Genomic DNA, 20,140 nt, shown 5'->3' with positions numbered 1-20,140 from the left:
TTTCTAACCTCATATTGTCTCCAGAGAGTCCAAAGAGACGCTATCCAAATTAACGAGGTTTAGCGATATGCAAACCCCCTATAGATTAAAAACAGATCCCACCTTCGACATCCTCCGTACCGAGCGCCAGCCCCTCAGTTCCATTTTTGCGCCGGCAACGGTGGCTGTGATTGGGGCTAGTGACTCGCCTGGGAGTGTCGGACGTACCTTGCTTTGGAATTTAATCGGTAATCCTTTTGGCGGTACGGTATTTCCTGTAAACCCAAAACATCACAGTGTGATGGGTATTAAGAGCTACGCCAATATTGCAGAAGTACCGGACGCAGTAGATTTGGCAATCATTGCCACCCCCGCTCCAACAGTGCCGAAAATTGTCCGCGAATGCGTCGCTGCCGGGGTGAAAAGTGCCGTAATCGTATCTGCTGGATTTAAAGAAATCGGTGCCCCTGGGATTGAATTAGAGCAGCAAATTTTACATGAAGCCCGCTTAGGTAAACTCAGGATTATCGGCCCTAATTGCTTGGGTGTGATGAATCCCCATACAGGACTAAACGCCACCTTCGCTAGTACAATGGCGCGTCCTGGGAATGTGGGCTTTATTAGCCAAAGTGGTGCCCTTTGCACCTCAATTCTTGACTGGAGTTTGCGGGAGAATGTTGGCTTTAGCGCTTTTATCTCCATCGGCTCGATGTTAGATGTTGGTTGGGGCGATTTAATTTACTATCTTGGTGACGATCCCCATACCAAAAGTATTGTGATTTACATGGAATCCATTGGGGATGCGAGGTCATTTCTCTCAGCAGCCCGTGAGGTAGCTTTAACCAAGCCGATTATTCTCATCAAAGCCGGTCGCACTGAAGCCGCCGCCAAAGCTTCCGCTTCCCATACTGGCGCATTGACTGGTAGCGATGAAGTTCTTGATGCTGCCTTTAGACGCAGTGGGGTATTGAGAGTCAGCAGAATTTCTGAACTGTTTAACATGGCGGAAGTATTGGCAAAACAGCCCCGCCCCAAAGGCCCGCGTTTGACGATGATTACCAACGCTGGCGGCCCTGGTGTCCTGGCTACAGATTTTCTGATTACCAATGGCGGAGAATTGGCAGAACTCGCACCAGAGACAATTACTTCCCTTAATCAAACCCTACCATCTTTCTGGAGTCATAATAACCCCATCGATATTTTGGGAGACGCCGATCCAGAACGCTACAGCAAAACCTTAGAGATTGTTGCCAAAGACCCAAATAGTGATGGTATTTTGTTGATTCTCACTCCTCAGGCAATGACCGATCCTACCCAAACTGCCGAACAGTTGAAATCTGCAATTGAAAAAGCACAGGTTCCTGCTAGCAAACCAATTCTGGCAACTTGGATGGGTGGCGCTGAGGTGATGGCTGGAGAAGCAATTCTCAATCGTGCTGGGATTCCGACCTTTTCTTACCCCGATTCTGCTGCCCGTATATTCACTTATATGTGGAAGTCTAGTTATAACCTGCGCGGTATTTACGAAACTCCCGTATTACCAGCAGAAGAAGATGGTATCCCCAACCGCAATCTTGTAGATAAAATTATTACCACAGCCCATCAAGCCGGGCGAACCATCCTGACAGAGACAGAATCTAAACAAATCCTCGCGGCTTACGGTATTCCCACCCTACAAGCTTGCATCGCCGCCACAGAAGATGAAGCTGTCGGCTGTGCAGAATCCCTGGGTTATCCTGTAGTTCTCAAACTATTATCGAAGACGATCACCCACAAAACCGATGTGGGTGGTGTGCAGTTAAATCTTATGGATGCAGATGCTGTACGCTGGGCGTATCGCAATATTAAAACTGCTGTTGCCGAAAAAGTAGGTTTAGAACACTTTTTAGGCGTAACAGTGCAGCCAATGATTAACCTTAATAGTGGCTACGAATTAATTATTGGTAGTAGCTTAGATCCTCAATTTGGGCCAGTATTGCTGTTTGGTGCAGGGGGACAATTAGTGGAAGTATTTAGAGATCGCGCGATCGCACTTCCTCCCCTCAATAGTACCCTGGCACGGCGGATGATGGAGCAAACGCAAATTTATAAAGCCCTCCAAGGCGTAAGAGGACGCGCACCTGTAGATTTAGCAGCTTTAGAGCAATTATTAGTGCGATTTTCTCAATTAATCGTAGAACAGCCCTGGATTAAGGAAATTGACATCAATCCCTTATGGGCGCGATTTGAAGGTAGAACTCAAGAAGAAAACAAGTCTTCCTCATTACTAGCTTTAGATGGGCGGATTGTTCTTCACCCACCAGAAATGAGGGAAGAACAATTACCAAAATTAGCGATTCGCCCTTATCCCACACAATACATCACGCCTTGGACAACCAAAGATGGTACAGCAATTACCATCCGCCCTATTCGTCCTGAAGATGAGCCGTTAATTGTACAGTTCCATAAAACACTCTCAGAGCAAAGCGTCTATTTTCGCTACTTCCATCTGATGAAACTAAGTCAGCGAATCGCCCACGAACGCATGATGCGCCTGTGTTTCATTGACTACGATCGCGAAATGGCATTAGTAGCCGATCGCAAAAACCCCATAACAGGCGATCGCGAAATTCTCGCTGTAGGACGTTTGAGTCAGTTACATGGTGTCAAAGAAGCGGAATTTGCGCTTTTAGTCAGCGATCCATATCAACGCATGGGTTTGGGTACTAACATTTTAAGTCAACTGTTGTATGTCGCTCGTAGCGAACATATCAAGCGCATCACTGCTGATATTCACCCTGAAAATGTGGCAATGCAACGAGTTTGTGAGAAAGTCGGCTTTCGTCTCCATCGCAGTGCTGATTTAGTGGAAGCTGTAATTGATTTGTAATCTTAAATCACGCAATTTTCAGACAATATTTTTTGAAGGGTATAGCATTGCTATACCTTTATTTATATATTTGTATATTGATTAAATTGAAACGATATCAGGTAAAATTCTCAGATATATACCAGATGCTCTATTAGCAAATATTACATTTTTAACACAGTGATAGACCAACACCAAGATAATAAAAAGCTAAAATAAACCCATTAACCAATGATGCTGTCTAAACTTTATGGGGATTACGCAAGAATTAGATTCTACTGAAAGCATCTCACAAGAGGTGATATTTCCCCCTGGCGATTTATATAGTGACGAGCCTCCCTTGGAAACAGAACTACATTTACGACAAATAATCCTACTTCTCAGCTGTCTAGAATGGCTGTGGCGAGACAGAAATGATTTTTACGCTGCTGGTAACCTGACTATTTACTACAGTCCCCGCCAAAGCAAGCTAGAAAAGTTTCGCGGCCCTGATTTTTTTGTAGTTTTGGGAACAGAACGCAAAACCCGTAAAAGTTGGGTAGTCTGGGAAGAAGATGGTAAATACCCCAATGTAATTGTTGAAATTTTGTCAGAATCAACTGCTAATACTGACAAAGGATTAAAGAAAGAACTTTACCAAAATACTTTCCGCACGCTGGATTATTTTTGGTTTGATCCATATACATTAGAATTTGCCGGATTTCATTTAGTAGATGGTGCATATCAACCTTTACAAGCAAATGAACTAGGACATTTTTGGAGTCAGCAGTTAGGTTTATATCTGGGAATTGAACAGGGATTACTGCGATTTTTTACAGCAGAAAGTCAATTAGTTCCCTCACCAGAAGAAGCCGCAGAACAGGCAGAACAAAAAGCTGCACGTTTGGCTGCAAAATTGCGAGAGTTAAATATTGACCCAGATTCAATTTAATGAATTACTAATTCAAGGAATTCAATATTTAAGATAAAGATAAAATACTGCTTTTTTACCACCTGAATTTGCAATGGTTCAAACTCCTAGTAAACCCTTAACTCTGGCAGAATTTCTCCAGTTACCAGAAACGAAACCCGCCAACGAATTCATCAATGGTGAGATTATCCAAAAGCCTATGCCGCAAGGAAAACATAGCACTGTTCAGGGAGATTTAGTTTCATCTGTCAACATGGTGCTAAAACCAAACCGGATCGCGCGTGCGTATCCCGAATTACGTTGTACTTTGGGCGATCGCTCTCTTGTCCCAGATGTTGCAGTTTTTACCTGGGAACGCATACCCCGTGACGAGAACGGTAAAGTAGCGAATACGTTCTCGATTCCCCCAGACTGGACAATTGAAAGCCTTTCTCCAGAACAAAGCCAAACTAAAGTCGTCCGTAATATCCTGCATTGTCTGGCACATGGTACACAGATGGGTTGGTTGATTGATCCAGAAGAAGAACTAGTGTTTGTCTATTTTGCCGATCGCACTCTCGCCATCTTTGAAGAACAAAGCGATCGCATTCCTGTTCCATCCTTTGCTGAATCTTTTCACCTTACCATTGCTCAACTCTTCAGTTGGCTAAATGAATAATTTAAAAGAAAGACAAATGACTATTGACTATTGACTATTGACTATTGACCATTGACTATTGACCATTGACTATTGACTCATAACTGTAAAATCACCCGCGCCAAATTAAAGTAAATCAAAACGCCAAGTACATCAACGGCTGTAGTAATAAATGGCGCTGACATCAAGGCTGGATCTAAGCGCAATAGGCGAAATAAAAACGGTAGCGCCGAACCAGAAATAGAAGCTAAGACAGAAATTGCTACTAAACTAGTGCCAACTGCGATCGCAACTTCTAACTTTCCTTGCAAAAAATAAGCCCAAATAGTGGCGATGCTGCCTAACATCACTCCTAATAATGTACCTGCGATCGCTTCTCTGCCAATTACCTGTAAAGGCCCTAATAATCTAATCTCTTCCGTGTTCATCCCCCGTATGACTACTGTGGAAGATTGCGCTCCAACATTACCACCAGTACCAGTCAGCAAGGGAATAAAGGCTGTGAGGGTAACAACTTTAGATAATATATCTTCTTGGGATTTAATAATTGTGCCTGTGACTGTATTGGTAATTAATAACACAAATAACCACACAACCCGTTTGCGCGCAACATCCATTAAATTCATCTGAAAATAATTGTCGCCGCCTGATTGCACACCACCACCTACGGCGTAGATATCTTCTGTAGTTTCCTGTTGCAGAATATCGATAACATCATCAACCGTAATAATACCGACAAGACGCCGTTCTCGATCTACTACAGGCACGGCTAAAAAGTCATATCTTTGGATTACTCTAGCAACTTCTTCTTGATCGGTATCGGTGTAAACAAACACTACATCACGAGTCATAATCTCGCCGATTAATTCCTCTGGTTGAGATGTTACTAACTCCCGCAAAGACACAATCCCTGTCAATTGTCTGGCTGTGTCGGTGACGTAAAGATAATAAATGATTTCACTAGCTTTTGCTAGACGGCGTATGCGTTCTAGGGCTTGATATACTGTAAAATTTTCTTTCAGAGAAATTAATTCTGGGGTCATAATTCGCCCAGCAGTATCAGCCTCATAACCCAAGAGTTGAGCTGTAGCTGTGCGTTCGGCTGGGCTGAGTTGTTCGAGGAGGCGATTGACAATTTTTGCGGGGAGTTCGTCAAATAACCTGGCGCGATCGTCGGGTGACATTTTATCAACTAAATCCCGGACTTCTTGACTTCTGAGTTCTTCAATTAGTCGTTCTTGAATAGAATAATCGAGATATTCATAAACTGCGATCGCCTCATCCTTAGACAGCAACCGAAAGGCTAAAGCGTGCATTGCTTCCGGTAATCCTTCAATCGCCTCAGCAATATCCGCCGGTTGTACAGGTACTAAAATCGCCTTTGCACCACGTAAATCTCCCTGTTCTAACAGCATTTGTAGCTGAATTCTCACTAAATCTCGCAGTTCTCTGCGCGACATATCTGGGAGATTAGAGGATAAATTATTCATTTCTGTCACAAATTACACTTTCCTCAGGCAGTTTGAACAAGGTTTCTACACAATATAATTGCATTAACTTTATCTAGTTAAACTCATCTCACTCCTAAAAGGTATGGGATTGTACGTTGACTGTTGACTGTTGACTGTTGACTGTTGACTGTTGACTGTTGACTGTTGACTGTACAGACAAGGGTTATCGCGTCTCTGATGACAGCCATTACCAGTATTTTCATTACGCCAACCTACGTAGATACAAAAGTTATAATTTAATTTCAAATAACCATCAATTAGATGTGCATCATCAAGCTACTAGCAAACGAAGCATAATATTGATATTTCTTCACACAGTAATAACTGTTGTAAATGTATGGTATGTAAGGAATCATAAGATGCATTTTTTATGGGAAAATCATTTAATTTTTTGCTAAAAATTGAATTTTCATCTTGATAAATAATTTATGCATTCAAATACAATTATCTGCTTTAGTAGCCTTGATGTAATAGGTATAAGATTATTTACAATCATCCTCAAGTAATATTTAGCAACTTGTAAACGCTCAAAATCATTTCCGAAATTGATATGATTGCTAACTGGCGATCGCTCTGGGGTAAATATTACAAATCAGCAGAAAACCTATTAATACTAGGGTTTGGAGTAATTACCCAGAGTTAATTGCACATCACAAAATTAAAAATGGTCAGTTAAGCAGTGGTTAAGAAGCTAAGTAATTACACAAAATGTAACAAAAAAAATACACTGAGTTTAGTTATTTTATCGGAACATTTTTTCTGTTAGGATGTCGGTTAAGATATGACATTCAGCAAATGTCAGGTTTTTCAAAATTAATTCAGAGAAGCCAAAACAGGTAGACAATTTTAGTAAGTCTAAGAATATGACTAACAAACAGAATTGTGATGATTACAAGCAAATCGGTAGTTACATTCCAGTTGATTTAGCCCTCGAGTTCAAAAGCATTTGTGCTAGTTTGGATATATTTCAAAGCGATGCTTTCGAGGAAATGGCTCAAGATTGGATCGCTAAAAAAGCTCATGCAGATGACTCTAACACCTCTGTAACAGCTAAACCAGAAACAATTGCCGATTTAATTCGTGCTAACCGAGCAAAACTAAGATATTGTGGATTGAAAAATTTACCAGCTTTAGCCAAAGGAGAAGCTTTACCGACAGCTGGAGATTTTGCTATTATCACATCAGCTTTAAACCTGCCAGAAGAAGAAAGAAAAGAAATTTGGCAGAAGAATATGAAAAATTTCCAGATATTGCGAAATTAAATTTAACTTTCGAGTTTAGCTTTCAGTTTTAAAATAATTTAGTTAAAAACCTCAAAAGTCTTTTATTGTTATCTGTCAGAAGTTTACGCCCATAAGCATCAGCATGAGTTGGATAAGGATGAATTACACCGCTTAACTTATTCAAACCTAGCTTACCGACAATAGCCGTAGTTACTTCTGAAATCATCTCCCCAGCATTACAAGCAACACATTACAAGCAACAATAGTTACACCGATAATTTCATCAGCACCTTTTTTGTAGAGGATTTTCAGCAATCCTGATGCTTTATAATCCTCAAAAGAATTTTATTTGCGATCGCCTCATCCTCAGACAATAAGGGAAAGGCTCAAACCTGCATTGCTTCCGGTAAAACCCTTCAATCGCCTCAGCAATATCCGCAGGTTGTACCAATTTAAAACAAGAATACAACAATCTCTAATCCCTCAACCCAACCACATCTAGTACTTTGCTGGGTTGCTAGAACCCCGATTTCTTCAAGAAGTCGGGGTTCTAAAGTATCACCAGTAGTTCATCGCCAAAGTTGTGATGAATTTGTCGCCTTTACATTTATTCATAACTAAACCTGATAACAGCTATTAGTTTTTCTTTGTCAAGTCTTCTTGCCAAATCGTAACAATTCCGTTACATTAATTTACATAAGTTAACGAGAGCAAAAAACTATGTACACCACCATTAACGAAGACGGCGTATTGAACAACTATGCAACTGAACCCCAAATTTACTATGCAGAATATCCTTCCACTGAAGAGCAACGTAGCTATAGCTTTCAGGCTGGAATTGCAACTTTATTAGTCAGCGCCTTAGTTTTACTTGCTTTCGGCGTTAGCTAATAGCTATTGCAGATATATCCACAAAATTTACCAACAACTTTGATAATTAGGAGACAAAAGAAATGTTTGCACCATTAGTAGTATTAGTCCGTGAATTGATGGGAAAAGCTAAATTTAATCAAATACGTGGTAAAGCCATTGGTATCCACGCACAAACAATCACTAATTTTTGCAATCGGTTTGGAATTGAATCCAAGCAAAGACAGAACCTAATTCGTTTAGCTAAAGATAACGGTAAAAAATTAGGTTTACTTGCTTAAATTCTCGCAATTTTCCTTTATTTACTTTGCGCCTAGATTAGGCAATAACCTAGTCAAGATTAAGATAACTTAGTTAAAAAACCCAACAATCGTTTGGTATTTTCTGTCAGAAGTGTACGCCGATAAGCATCAGCAGCTTTTTTAATAGCTTCAGCCTGAGTTGGATAGGGATGAATGACACCGCTTAACTTATTCAAACCTAACTTACCAACCATAGCCGTAGTCACTTCCGAAATCATTTCCCCAGCATGACGAGCGACAATAGTTGCACCGAGAATTTCATCGGAGCCTTTTCTGTGAAGGATTTTCAGAAATCCTGATTCTTCACCATCTGCGATCGCTCGGTCTACAATACTAAAAGGGATTTTTATCGTCTCAATATCGATACCTTTAGACTTAGCTTCCTCCAGTGAAATTCCCACATGAGCAATTTCTGGATCGGTATAAGTTACCCAAGGCATAATTAAATTGCTGAGTTTAGAACGTCCTAAACCGAACGGAGAAAACAGGGTATTTTTAATCACAATCCTGGCTGCTGCATCAGCTGCGTGAGTAAATTTCCAATTCATGCAGATATCACCAGCCGCATAAATTTTCGGATTTGTGGTTTGCAGATAATCGTTAACTTTCACACCGTGTCGTTGATCGTATTCTACATTAACAGCTTCTAAATTTAGACCTTCCACATTCGGAGCGCGTCCCGCACCAACCAAAATTTCATCTACCGTGACAGAATCTCGATTTCCATTAGCAGAAAAGTAAAGTCGCTTACCTTCAGTGACAGTTACTACTTCTTCTAATTTGGCATTTAATACTAAACGAATTCCTTCTTTGATTAAAACCTTTTGCAAAATTTCCGCAGCTTCTGCATCTTCTTTATTTAAGATATGAGAACTGCGATGAAAAAGCACAACTTCACAACCCAAGCGGCGAAAAGCTTGAGCTAATTCGCAACCAATCGGCCCACCACCAATTACAGCTAATTTTTCTGGTTTCTGGATGAGGGAAAAAACAGATTCATTAGTGAGATAACCAGCCTTTTCTATTCCGGAAATTTCTGGTTTCGCTGCTCTTGCGCCAGTAGCAATTACAGCTTTTTTAAACCGGAGAATTTTTCCGTCAACTTCTACAGTATTTTTACTCGCAAATCGCGCGCTACCCAAGAAAACATCAACGCCTAATTTTTGAAATCGCGCCGCCGAATCATGGGGACTAATACCTGCTCTAATGCGGCGCATTCTCGCCATCACCGCAGAAAAATCAATATCAATATTTTTCGGGATATTAATTCCTAACTCCTTCCCTTCCCAAAGTTCACCGATTACACGCGCCGAACGGATAATAGTTTTCGAGGGAACGCAACCCACATTTAAGCAATCTCCACCCATGAGATGCTTTTCAATTAACGCCACCTTTAAACCCAAACCCAATCCAGCTGCACCCGCAGCTACAACTAATCCCGCAGTTCCCGCACCAATTACTACCAAATCATAAATTTTCGCCGGTTCTGGATTCACCCAATTTTGTGGATGAACATGAGATACCAAAGTTTGGTTATACTCATCCATTGGACGAATAATTACTCTCTCAACTTCTAAATTAGACATTAATCTTTCCCCTCTGCGTCTCTCTTGTCTGTGCGTGATATTTTTTATAGAAAAATTGTCCTATAACTCGAACACATACTTAAATTTATTACCTCTGTGTCCTCTGCGTTCTCTGCGGTTAAAAACATTTTTAATTATTACTAACTTCCTCATCCAAAGCCTTCCTAGCTATGCGAGTAATATAAATAGTTACAGCTACAGTTGCAATAAAACCAATAATCCGAATCGCCCATTGTACAGTAGGATTAGTAGGTTGAGATTCAGTTCCAATTCTTGCCAAACTACCAGCTAAAGAACCAATATAAACATACATAATTGTTCCGGGAATCATCCCCACAGAACCAATAAAGTAATCCTGTAAAGAAACCCCTGTAATTCCAAAAGCATAGTTTAATAAATTAAAGGGAAATATGGGCGAAAGTCTGGTTAATAGGACAATTTTTAATCCAGCTTTACCAACAGCATTATCAATAGCCGCAAATTTTTTATTATCTGATATTTTCCGTGAAACCCAACCTCTAGCTAAATAACGTCCTACTAGAAAAGCCGCAGTTGCGCCTAAAGTAGCGCCAATAAATACATATAGCGAACCCCAAACTACACCAAAAACCACACCAGCACCTAGTGTTAAAATCGAGCCTGGTAAGAAAGCAATGGTAGCAATAATGTAAAGTGTAATAAAAGCGATCGCTCCTAGTGAACCCAGGCTATCAATCCATTGCAAAGCATCTCGTAAAATTACTTGGGGATTAAAGGTAGTGGTTGTAGATTGCTGTGCTAAGGCTGGCTCGGAAGTGCTGAAGGATAAGAGAGTTAATGCTAGCAATGTTAATAAAGTGAATTTGGTTACGCGCTGAGTATTAATAGTTTTTTTTAATGAACCGCCAAGTACGCCAAGTACGCCAAGGAAGAGAGGAAAGAATAGGTAAGAATTGCTTTGAGTAGAGGTAGATGGTTTGCAAGCCTGATTAATTTTATTCATTTGCATCATGGTTATTTGTGGCTGTGGCTACACTTTCTTTGAGGGCTTTTTGCGCAATTTTGGTAATATATATAGTTACGGCGACTGTAGCAATAGCACCCATAGCTTGGATTATCCATTCTCCAATTTGCGCTTGAGGATTACTAGGTTGATGAGAGGTTCTCAACATGGCAAGATTAGTAGCTAAAGAGCCAAGATAAACGTACATTACTGTACCGGGAATAATACCGATAGAACCTAAAATATAATCTTTAAGGGAAACTTGCGTCACCCCAAAAGCATAATTTAATAAGTTGAAGGGGAAGATAGGTGAAAGCCTAGTCAGTAAGACAATTTTCCATCCTTCTTTGGCGACGGCTAAATCGATAGCTTTAAATTTAGGATGCTTTTCTAGTTGTTTAGCTACCCAATCTCGTGAAAGATAGCGCCCAATTAAAAATGCTAAAGTCGCTCCAATAATTGCGGCAATTATTACATAAACAGAACCCCAAAAAACACCAAATAGACAACCGCCTTTCAAGGTTAAAATAGAACCTGGGATAAATAATAAAGTTGCTAAGTTGTAAATGAAGATAAAAGCGATTGGGCCAAGGTAGCCCAGGCTATTCACCCAATTAATACTTATGTGTAAAATTTCTTGAATGTTGAGATATTTACTAGCAATTATTACCGTAGCAACTAGAAAACTTAATATTAAAAGTTTGATTGTGGTATATAATTTGCGGTTAGTCATTGGTTATTTGTCATTGGTCATTTGCTAGAGACGCGATTAATCGCGTCTGTACAAGAGTCATTAGTCATCAGTAATTGCTTATTTTTTACCTAAATTCTTCTTTATCCTCATCCCCTAATATCTAATCTTTAGTTTCTTGAACCTGTTGTTATCTTCAACTAAAATATTCTCATTCCCTGAGAATCAGCTTAATTCTTCCTAAATTTTTCTTGGCGATACCAGCTACGAATTCGTTCTGGTGATATTCCCCACAAATAAGCGATGATGACTATTTGATTAATTAAGGTAGTTTTAAAAATTCCTTTGCGTAACCAACGACGAGCAGAAGTTAAAACTGATGCTTGAATAATAGCAATTTTACTAATGCGTTGTAAGCGGCGAATGAGTTCAAAATCTTCCATGATGGGCAATTCAGGAAAACAGCCGATTTGGTAAAATATATCTTTAGTGATAAATATTGCTTGATCGCCATAGGGCATTTGCCAAAGATGCGATCGCATTTTTACCCCCCATTCCACCAACCTTAAACCCCAACCTGATGCATCAATCTGCAAGTTAAATGCACCCGCTACGCTTCCCGGTTGTTGCAGTGCATTGCGAATCAGCGTATCAAAGCCAGCAGGTAAGCGGGTATCTGCATGGAGAAACAGCAAAATGTCACCACTAGCAGCGACAGCACCAGCGTTCATTTGCACGGCTCGCCCAGGAGATGACAAAATAACTGTGACACCTAATGACTGAGCTATAGCTACAGTGTCATCTTGAGAGCCAGCATCGACTACAATAACTTCTGTATTGGTACTTGGTTGAGTAGATGCGATCGCATCTTGAATATTTCCCGCTTCATTCAGCGTTGGAATGATAATCGAAAGTTTGGGAATTGCTACATCAATACTTTCACAATTTGACAATTTTAATTTTGCTCCTGCTTTAGACTGTTGTTTGTTCCTAGAATCATAGGATTGTATAAAAATACGATCGCTTCAGTAAGTCGGTATAAATAAAGCAAACTATATTACAATACGGTTCAGTTAGCGTCAAAAAACTGATTTGGCGTAGGTTGGGTTGAGGGACGAAACCCAACATTTTCGGCGCTTTGTTGGGTTTCACTTCGTTCAACCCAACCTACATTTATCCTTAACTGGCTCCCCAACCTACATTTATCCTTGACTGAACCGTATTGAACTATATTACGAAAAGTAAATAGACTTAAATCCCTTACCAATGACTAATGACAAATGACTAATGACAAATGACTAATGACAACCCTTTCCAGTTATATTTAATTACACCAACCTACTTAACTCTTCAATTGTGCGATCGCTGATTGAATTGCTCTAGCTAACAAACCCTCACCAAAAGCAGCTATAATTTGCTGTTCCTGATGAATCAACAATTGCTTTAGTATGGCATCTTTTTGTGCCTCAGCTAAAATCATCTGTTGCATTAAATCTGCTTGGGTTTCTATATTTGTAGCGACACTTTGACGTTGGAGTTTTGCTAAGAAATTATGTAACACTGCTGTGGCTTGTTCTGAATCAGCACTATTAGCAATAATACTACGTACTTGTGCTGCTGCTTCAGCATACTCAATTTGTCCAGAACCGGCTAAATTAGTAATATTGCTACCAGAGATGAAGAAGTTGTTACTAGTATTGAGTGGGATTCTACTACTAAGACCTTCTATAGCTTTTGCTTGATAGCCTGCAATTTCTAATATCTTATATTTCTCTTGTTCAAGGTGATAAATTTGCTGTTCTTTAGCAGCTAATTGATACTTCATTTCTTCAACCGTAGCATTAAGGCGATGTTCTACTTCCTGTTTTGCATAAGCCTCATTATAAGTAACTTTGACAACCCAAACATCTCCTCGCTTTTCTACACCTTTAAGCTTTAATTCTAATTGTTCATCCTCCATTTGCAATTTAATTAAACTGTATAAAGCCGCTTGCCAGTTTTCTCCTTCTTGGAAAATGATTTCAATCACATTTTCTACTTCTTGATACAAAGATTCAAATTCTCTGGGTTCAAAATTGCGGTTTAGAGGAAATTTATCGCTTGGGTTGCCATTTTCGTCTAAGCGACGATAGACAAAATCACAAGTAACATTTTTAAATTGAGTTTGGCTATTGACACTCCAATCTTCTATACAAATTCCTGTTAAATTTGCGTCTGTAAAATCTACTCCAATAACTTGAGTACGCACAAAAATAGCGCCATATAAGTCTGCGCTTTGCATATCTGCACCGCTCAAATCACTATCTGTAAAATTAAAGCAGTGTATTTTAACATTTTGTAAAAATGCTCCGCGTAGGTTCAAGTTACTAAAGTCTTTATCTTGTGGATAATCTTGTAGATAATCTTGAGGTTTCGTTAAAAGTTTTTGTACTTTAGGAATTTCTAAATCTAGATAACGGCTATCGATTCGCGCTCTTTCTAAGCCTTTGGTATCTTGAAAGCTGGTTCGGTAAAGCTTTTTTGCTCTTAAATCGGTGTTGGCTAATTTTGTACCTCTAAAATTAACATTACTTAAATCTAAGTTATAAAAAGATGTACTATGCCAACATGAAAGCGCGATCGCCCAACTACGTAGAAACTGGAAATGCGGAAAATACTTTTCGCTGAAATGACTAGTTAATAGACTAGCAGTAATGAAAACGGCTCCCGATAAGAAACCGCCAATACTGCTGATAATCACAATAAAATTTACATTAATTTTATCTTGAACAGATATCCCATATAGATAGGCAATCAGAAATGATACAAAAATAAAAAATCCTGTTTGGAGAAAATAAATATTCTTTACATATCTCTTGGTTTGATCAAAAAGAATTATAATTAATGCGGATGCCAAAGAGCTTGATATCAAACTGACTGCGGCAGTACCAACTGCAAGAATACTAAAAAATAAAATCGGAGAAATTATCTGGAGTTGATTAAATATGAATGACATTAGGCTAGAGAAAAGTATGCTCCAACTAGCTCTCAACATCCCTTGAGCAAAGTTAATCCGAATTGTTTCTGTCAGCCAAATTATTACAGTCAAATTTACACTTAAAAATATCCATATTCCATCCTTTTCATCTATAAAGAAGCTTGTGCTGGCTATCCCTCCAAGCATTCCCGCCAACCATGCACTAATTAATAAAAGACAGTTAGTAAACAAAATTATTAAATATCTATATATAGGTAATTGCCCAGCCAGAACATTTTGAAAATCATGCTCTGCATGTTCTAGAGAGTGTTGTGAATAATTAATGCCTCTAATGTCATAATGATGTTTTTTCATATTAATTAAGTAAATTAGCGCGATTTATTTTGGTAAAGGATAAAATATATGTCTTATTATAAGATTTTTCATAAACTTATTAACGGTGATGTAGCTAAATATTTTGTTTGGGATAAGAATCTTCAGCGAATGGTAGAAAGCAACATTATGGTTGGACAAATTGAACCTATAGAAGAAGATGATGAAATCATAGATGAATTAGAACTAACAGATATTATTAAATCCAGATTTACACCAGATATAAATAACAGTCAATTAGTATTTAGCCAAGATAATTTTCTACCAATTGCGGCTCTGAGAACCTTGATAATTAAAGGCTTAAGATGTAGCTCTGCTATATGTAGATTGGTTAGAAACTACACAACAAATGAATCAGATATTGAGGAAATAATTAAATTTATTGTAACTAGCAACCTTGGATATCGTTACCCTAAAGCAGAAATTAATAGTATTTTAGGCATAAAACAAAATGATGATTTTTGGCAAGAATACGATCAAATAAATACTGAAAAAATAGATCCAATAGCATTGATAAATGCACTTAAAAATAATTCTAATTTTGTTAGCAAACTTAAATCTAAAGCCAAAGACTTGCCTATTGGTACAGGGTTTTTAGTAGGAAAAAAATATTTATTAACTAATCATCATATCCTGCCCGATCGCGAAAGCACCAAAAATTTTATTGCTCAATTTAGTTATGAACAGGATGCGTTAGGTAATTTCCTCCATCAAATAGAATATAAATTAGATTCTAGTTTTTTTATTACTGACAGAAAGCTAGATTATTCTTTAGTGAAAGTTGCTGCTTTAACTGATGAAGAAAGAGACAATAAATATAAGTTAATTTTTAACGATGCAGGTGATAACTTTGGATGGCTATCAATGTGCGCAGAAAAAAAACTAATTGCGCCACCTTACAATCGTAATCGAACAGATAAAAATCCTGAAAAATATGTATATCAAAATCATAAAAAATCTGATTTTTATGATTTTCCCGGTGAGCCTGCTATCATTATTCAACATCCTAAAGGTAGGGACAAAGAAATTGTTATTTTTAACAACAGAGTTCAAAAAATATATAAGAATTTCATTCAATATGAAACTTCTACATTACCAGGTTCTTCAGGAAGTCCAGTATTGACGCAAAACTGGCAGTTAGTAGCTTTACATCATGCTACTTTAATTGATAGCGAAAATAATTATACTGTGGGCAATTTAGGGATAAAAATTTGTAAAATAGTCGAAAACTTACAAAAACAAGCTCAACAAACAACAGAGTTTACTCAAGAACTTAATGAGTTTATCAATCGCTATGTTCTGCTTAATAATCGCCTAATTCCCAGAGGGAGAATTTTTCTGGTAGCCAATTATGTGGGAGATTATACATCACAAGAACCTGGAAATTATGTCAAACAGATCAGAGACAAGATTATTAATAAATTAGCACAATTAGAAGATGAGATAAAACATGGTTTTCAAGTCTTCGTAGTTCCAGATAATTTAGTTACATCTGAAGCAGCTATTAAATGGATCGAAAACTCACCTGAATATAATGAATATAAAGTTGGAGATATAGCACTACAAATTTATGTCAGCGAACGAAAACCTGAAAATGAAAGAGGAACAACAATTTTTTATGTTGCTAATAAAGATGAGCGTCGCCTTCATGCAGAATTATTACTACAATCGCTCACAAATAAGATTTCTGAACTTCCGAGTCAAGGCGCTAGATCTGATAGTGGTATAGGAAAAAATGGAATAGACTTTTGTCGCAACTTAAAGATGCCTTCACTAAGAATGCGATTAGGTTTTTGGCACGATCCAGAGGACAAGAAAATCATTATTGAAAAACGCGAAGAGATTGCTGATGTCATTGCGAAAGGATTGTTAGCTTGTGGTGATACCCTCAGTCCAATTCCAGTTTTACCCAAGTTTGAAGTAAAAATATAAAATTCAGAGGCTCAAGCTTTCTTTTTTAAAACTGGTGTCAAGTAGTCTGCAATTCCTGCCATACGGTGGAAGAAGGTTCTGATTGTGACATAAATACTGGTAAATAAATTTAAATATATATAGTGTATGAGAATGTTAGGCAATAATTTTGCCACACAAAATCGAAAGACTTGAAGTTGATTAGCTACTCTTCTCTACGAGAGGCTACGCCCTAAGCGTAGCTATGCCGCAGGCTTTACGAGAACGCCTACCCGGCGAGATAGCTACCTAACGCTGGCTATGACATTTTATAATTAGGCGATCGCACCAACCAAAGACGAAGCCTCCATCTAGTTTGAAAAAATGGTGTTCAAGAGCGATCGCTCTTTTCAAGATTGCTTTGCTGGCAATGAGTTTTTATAATTAAGCGATCGCACCACACAAAAACGAACCTTGAAGCGGCTATTCTCAACTCAATAGTGGCTTTCCTTAACTCAATAGTGGCTTTGCTCAACTCAATAGCGGCTTTGCTCAACTCAATAGTGGCTTTGCTCAACTCAATAGTGGCTTTGCTCAACTCAATAGTGGCTTTGCTCAACTCAATAGCGGCTTTCCTCAACTCAATAGCGGCTTTCCTCAACTCAATAGTGGCTATTCTCAACTCAATAGCGGCTTTCCTTAACTCAATAGTGGCTATTCTCAACTCAATAGCGGCTTTCCTCAACTCTGCATCTAATCTGCAAAAATGGCATTAAAGAGCGATCGCTCTTTTTGGAGATTGTTTTGCTCGCAATCAACGTCAGTTAGCTCAGATGATTATCAATCGGAATCAGGTTAAATTGTTAATCGTTGATGCAGAAAGTGAGGTAATTGTGCAATGGATAGATTAAAGCATCATCGTCAAATCGTCCAAGAAATTTTAACAGAATATCATCAACTCAATGAAAAATCTGGTTCTACAACTGTTAGTGCTTTAGCCTTTGATGAGGTACGCGATCAATACCTTTTGCTGTTGATGGGTTGGCACAAAGACGAACGGATTAAGAGTGTAATGATTCATATCCGTTTGCAAGATGACAAAATTTGGATTGAGGAAGATTGGACAGAGGATGGGGTGGCGACAGATTTGTTGCACAAAGGAATTGCCAGGGAGGAGATTGTTTTAGCCTTTCATCCACCTCATCTCAGACAATACACTGAATTTGCGATCGCTTAGAGGATATTTTAAAAGTCCTTAGTGATGTATCAAATACTTTTAGATCCCCCTAAATCCCCCTTAAAAAGGGGAGGCAGTGCGTTGGGCGGGTTTCCCGACTTGTTCGCTGAAAGCGTTCCCGAAGGGTAGCAACTGCCGTGGACTATGATTCCAATTCCCCCCTTAAAAATGGGCGCTAGGGGGGATCAATAAGTGTGAATATACAGCCAACCACTATTCAAACAACCTCTTAGCGGCTCACAAAATAAAAAGACTTGAAGTTAATTTAACTCCAAGTCTAGAAAGTAACATTGTTTTATTAAGAAATCTTGGTTACAGAGTCAAAGATTGGGCATTGGTTTCAATTAACTTAGCTAAATCTTGCAAGAATGCAGCCGCATGAGCGCCGTAAATAATTCGGTGATCGGCGGTAATATTTACCTGCATTTGTTGACGCACACCAAATAATCCATCAGGAGTGGCGACAATTTGCGGACGAGATGCGCCGACTGCTAAAATTGCACCTTGTCCTGGAGGTAATATCGCGTCAAATGTATCTACACCAAACATTCCTAAGTTGGACACGGTAAAAGTGCCGCTATTGTATTCATCTGGTTGTAGTTGTTTTGCCCTAGCACGATCTACTAAGGACTTCCAAGTGCGCGATAGGGAATAAATATCTACTAAATCTGCATTCTTTAACACGGGTGTAATCAATCCGCCATCATCCATTGCTACAGCAACGGAAATGTTGATGTCAGAATGATAAACAATTCCTTGGTCGGAATAGCTAGCATTAATTAATGGATGCTTTTGCAGCGTGACAGCTACAGCTTTTGCCAATAGCGCTGTCATGGTCACACCTTTGGATTTAATCTGCTTATACAGCTTATCTAATCCATCGGTGGTAATTGTATAACCTACACGGAATACAGGTACAGATAAGGTAGCTACCATGTTCCGAACAACTGCATTTTGGAAGGTAGTTAAAGGTACTACCTGACCAGGAATTGCACTGGCGACTGCGGGAACTGGTGCGGGTGGTGCTGTTGGAGTTGGTGGTGCTACTGGGGCGGTTGGGGCTACAGATGGTTTTGGTGCTACGGGGGCGCTAGCGGCGGGTTTACCTTTATTTGCAGCAGTTTCCACATCTTCAGCAATAATCCGACCGTAGGGGCCGCTACCTTTGAGGGTATTCAAATCGACTTTTAGCTCTTTCGCCAATTTACGGGCGCGGGGTGAAACCACTAACCGCCCTTCTTTATGGTTAGAGCCATTTTGAGATGTGGGAATTGCAGCAGCTGCAACAGTTGCGGCTACAGGTTGGGGAACAGCAGCAGGCGCAACAGCCGCACTACCAGAATTTGCACTAGCCTTGGCGGCTTCAATTTCTGCTTCTGTTTCCACAATATAAGCGATCGCATTTCCCACAGCCGCAGATTCACCAGCTTGCACTAAGATATGAGCCAGATATCCTTCATAAAAGGATTCCACATCCATATCTGCCTTATCTGACTCGACAACCACCACTGTTTCGCCTTTTTCCACTTTATCGCCTGGCGACTTCACCCAAGATACAATCTTGCCTTCGGTCATGGTGGAACTCAGCGCCGGCATAAATACTTCGTAAATGCTCATAGGGTGGTTTGGTGAATCAATGAATTTATGGACTTTAACAGCTTTTACCAGATCGAATTGTATCTTGGTGTGAGAGTTTTGGGCTAGGGGCTAGGGGATAGGGGCTAGGGGCTAGGGGCTAGGGTTTAGGGACTAGGGGCTAGGGGCTAAGGGCTAGGGAAGAGAAGGAGGACAAGGAAGCAACTGACAAATGACTCTTGTACAGACGCGATTCATCGCGTCTCTAATCTCTAATGCCCCTTGACCATCTGGAACCAAAACCCCAAATTAATGTCTAATATAGATAGCAATTAAATTGCGATCGCTGAGTATTTACAACCAACAGCCACAACAAGTATTTTATCAATCAAATGAGTTTGTTTTCTCAGTTTACTTTTCCCATAATTACTCAAGTGAAAATCAAGGCTGCTTATCCAGAAGGTAGAAGTTCAGCGATTCACCTTCCATCTAAAATTTAAGGTTGATAATTTACTTGTTTGAAATTGAATTCTTGTTTAATTTTTATGTC

18 protein-coding genes are annotated in these 20,140 nt (G+C 39.2%); 8 read left to right on the top strand and 10 right to left on the bottom strand.

Annotated elements, in window-relative coordinates; genetic code table 11:
* The first annotated feature begins 67 nt into the window (after positions 1–67).
* The 3 genes from AACW45_RS00210 (at position 68) to AACW45_RS00200 (ending at position 4,395) form a co-directional block, all read left to right on the top strand.
* Entirely contained in the window at positions 68–2,848 is a 2,781-nt protein-coding gene (locus tag AACW45_RS00210) for a bifunctional acetate--CoA ligase family protein/GNAT family N-acetyltransferase (protein ID WP_190626514.1), read from the top strand.
* A gap of 229 nt (positions 2,849–3,077) precedes the next feature.
* Positions 3,078–3,758: a Uma2 family endonuclease gene (locus AACW45_RS00205; protein WP_190626512.1), complete on the top strand. Its 681-nt coding sequence runs from the start codon at positions 3,078–3,080 to the stop codon at positions 3,756–3,758.
* A gap of 73 nt (positions 3,759–3,831) precedes the next feature.
* Positions 3,832–4,395: a Uma2 family endonuclease gene (locus AACW45_RS00200; RefSeq protein WP_190626510.1), complete on the top strand. Its 564-nt coding sequence runs from the start codon at positions 3,832–3,834 to the stop codon at positions 4,393–4,395.
* A gap of 77 nt (positions 4,396–4,472) precedes the next feature.
* On the opposite strand, the gene mgtE is transcribed toward AACW45_RS00200, so the two are convergent.
* The gene (mgtE, locus tag AACW45_RS00195; RefSeq protein WP_199330885.1) at positions 4,473–5,864 is read right to left on the bottom strand and encodes a magnesium transporter; all 1,392 of its coding nucleotides are present in this window, start codon (positions 5,862–5,864) and stop codon (positions 4,473–4,475) included.
* Between the two features lie 69 nt (positions 5,865–5,933).
* Entirely contained in the window at positions 5,934–6,131 is a 198-nt protein-coding gene (locus AACW45_RS00190) for a hypothetical protein (protein WP_190626506.1), read from the bottom strand.
* Between the two features lie 617 nt (positions 6,132–6,748).
* Between AACW45_RS00190 and AACW45_RS00185 the strand changes: the two genes are divergently transcribed.
* A complete protein-coding gene (locus AACW45_RS00185) occupies positions 6,749–7,147 on the top strand; it encodes a hypothetical protein (RefSeq protein ID WP_190626505.1) in 399 nt (132 codons plus the stop codon).
* 28 nt (positions 7,148–7,175) lie between these two features.
* On the opposite strand, the gene AACW45_RS38360 is transcribed toward AACW45_RS00185, so the two are convergent.
* On the bottom strand, positions 7,176–7,334 hold the full coding sequence (locus AACW45_RS38360) for a hypothetical protein (protein WP_395967791.1): 159 nt from the start codon (positions 7,332–7,334) through the stop codon (positions 7,176–7,178).
* A 494-nt stretch (positions 7,335–7,828) separates the two neighbouring features.
* Between AACW45_RS38360 and psb34 the strand changes: the two genes are divergently transcribed.
* Together psb34 and pgr5 are read left to right on the top strand one after the other, a co-directional pair.
* Positions 7,829–7,999 (top strand): photosystem II assembly protein Psb34, encoded by a 171-nt coding sequence (psb34, locus tag AACW45_RS00175; protein WP_190548429.1) that lies wholly within the window; start codon positions 7,829–7,831, stop codon positions 7,997–7,999.
* Between the two features lie 62 nt (positions 8,000–8,061).
* Positions 8,062–8,259, top strand: a complete 198-nt coding sequence (pgr5, locus tag AACW45_RS00170; protein ID WP_190548432.1) for a cyclic electron transport protein PGR5 — start codon at positions 8,062–8,064, stop codon at positions 8,257–8,259.
* A 59-nt stretch (positions 8,260–8,318) separates the two neighbouring features.
* Here the strand turns inward: pgr5 and AACW45_RS00165 are convergent, their stop codons facing one another.
* The 5 genes from AACW45_RS00165 to AACW45_RS00145 form a co-directional block, all read right to left on the bottom strand.
* Positions 8,319–9,866 carry a mercuric reductase gene (locus tag AACW45_RS00165; protein WP_190626504.1) on the bottom strand — a complete coding sequence of 516 codons (1,548 nt, stop codon included), beginning with the start codon at positions 9,864–9,866 and terminating at the stop codon, positions 8,319–8,321.
* 130 nt (positions 9,867–9,996) lie between these two features.
* Entirely contained in the window at positions 9,997–10,857 is an 861-nt protein-coding gene (locus tag AACW45_RS00160; protein ID WP_242045644.1) for a TVP38/TMEM64 family protein, read from the bottom strand.
* Positions 10,841–11,581, bottom strand: a complete 741-nt coding sequence (locus tag AACW45_RS00155; RefSeq protein WP_190626503.1) for a TVP38/TMEM64 family protein — start codon at positions 11,579–11,581, stop codon at positions 10,841–10,843. The genes AACW45_RS00160 and AACW45_RS00155 overlap by 17 nt, the downstream gene beginning before the upstream one ends.
* 188 nt (positions 11,582–11,769) lie before the next feature.
* A complete protein-coding gene (locus AACW45_RS00150; RefSeq protein WP_190626502.1) occupies positions 11,770–12,492 on the bottom strand; it encodes a TIGR04283 family arsenosugar biosynthesis glycosyltransferase in 723 nt (240 codons plus the stop codon).
* A 389-nt stretch (positions 12,493–12,881) separates the two neighbouring features.
* The gene (locus tag AACW45_RS00145; RefSeq protein ID WP_190626501.1) at positions 12,882–14,870 is read right to left on the bottom strand and encodes a pentapeptide repeat-containing protein; all 1,989 of its coding nucleotides are present in this window, start codon (positions 14,868–14,870) and stop codon (positions 12,882–12,884) included.
* Positions 14,871–14,918: 48 nt separating this feature from the next.
* Here AACW45_RS00145 and AACW45_RS00140 point away from each other — a divergent pair, with 48 nt between their 5' ends.
* A complete protein-coding gene (locus AACW45_RS00140; RefSeq protein ID WP_190626500.1) occupies positions 14,919–16,820 on the top strand; it encodes a trypsin-like peptidase domain-containing protein in 1,902 nt (633 codons plus the stop codon).
* Between the two features lie 349 nt (positions 16,821–17,169).
* On the opposite strand, the gene AACW45_RS00135 is transcribed toward AACW45_RS00140, so the two are convergent.
* Positions 17,170–17,523, bottom strand: coding sequence for a hypothetical protein (locus AACW45_RS00135; RefSeq protein WP_242045645.1), 354 nt, complete (start codon positions 17,521–17,523; stop codon positions 17,170–17,172).
* 153 nt (positions 17,524–17,676) lie between these two features.
* On the opposite strand from AACW45_RS00135, the gene AACW45_RS00130 reads away from it, so the two are divergent.
* The gene (locus tag AACW45_RS00130; RefSeq protein ID WP_190626499.1) at positions 17,677–18,015 is read left to right on the top strand and encodes a XisI protein; all 339 of its coding nucleotides are present in this window, start codon (positions 17,677–17,679) and stop codon (positions 18,013–18,015) included.
* A gap of 312 nt (positions 18,016–18,327) precedes the next feature.
* Here AACW45_RS00130 and AACW45_RS00125 read toward each other — a convergent pair whose 3' ends face one another.
* Positions 18,328–19,632 carry a dihydrolipoamide acetyltransferase family protein gene (locus AACW45_RS00125; RefSeq protein ID WP_190626498.1) on the bottom strand — a complete coding sequence of 435 codons (1,305 nt, stop codon included), beginning with the start codon at positions 19,630–19,632 and terminating at the stop codon, positions 18,328–18,330.
* Between the last annotated feature and the right edge of the window lie 508 nt (positions 19,633–20,140).

It is taken from the genome of Calothrix sp. FACHB-168 (assembly GCF_963889195.1).
Taxonomy (GTDB): Bacteria; Cyanobacteriota; Cyanobacteriia; order Cyanobacteriales; family Nostocaceae; genus Aulosira; species Aulosira anomala_A.
Note: the sequence above shows the minus strand (reverse complement) of the source record. Positions and strands in the feature narration are given on the sequence as shown.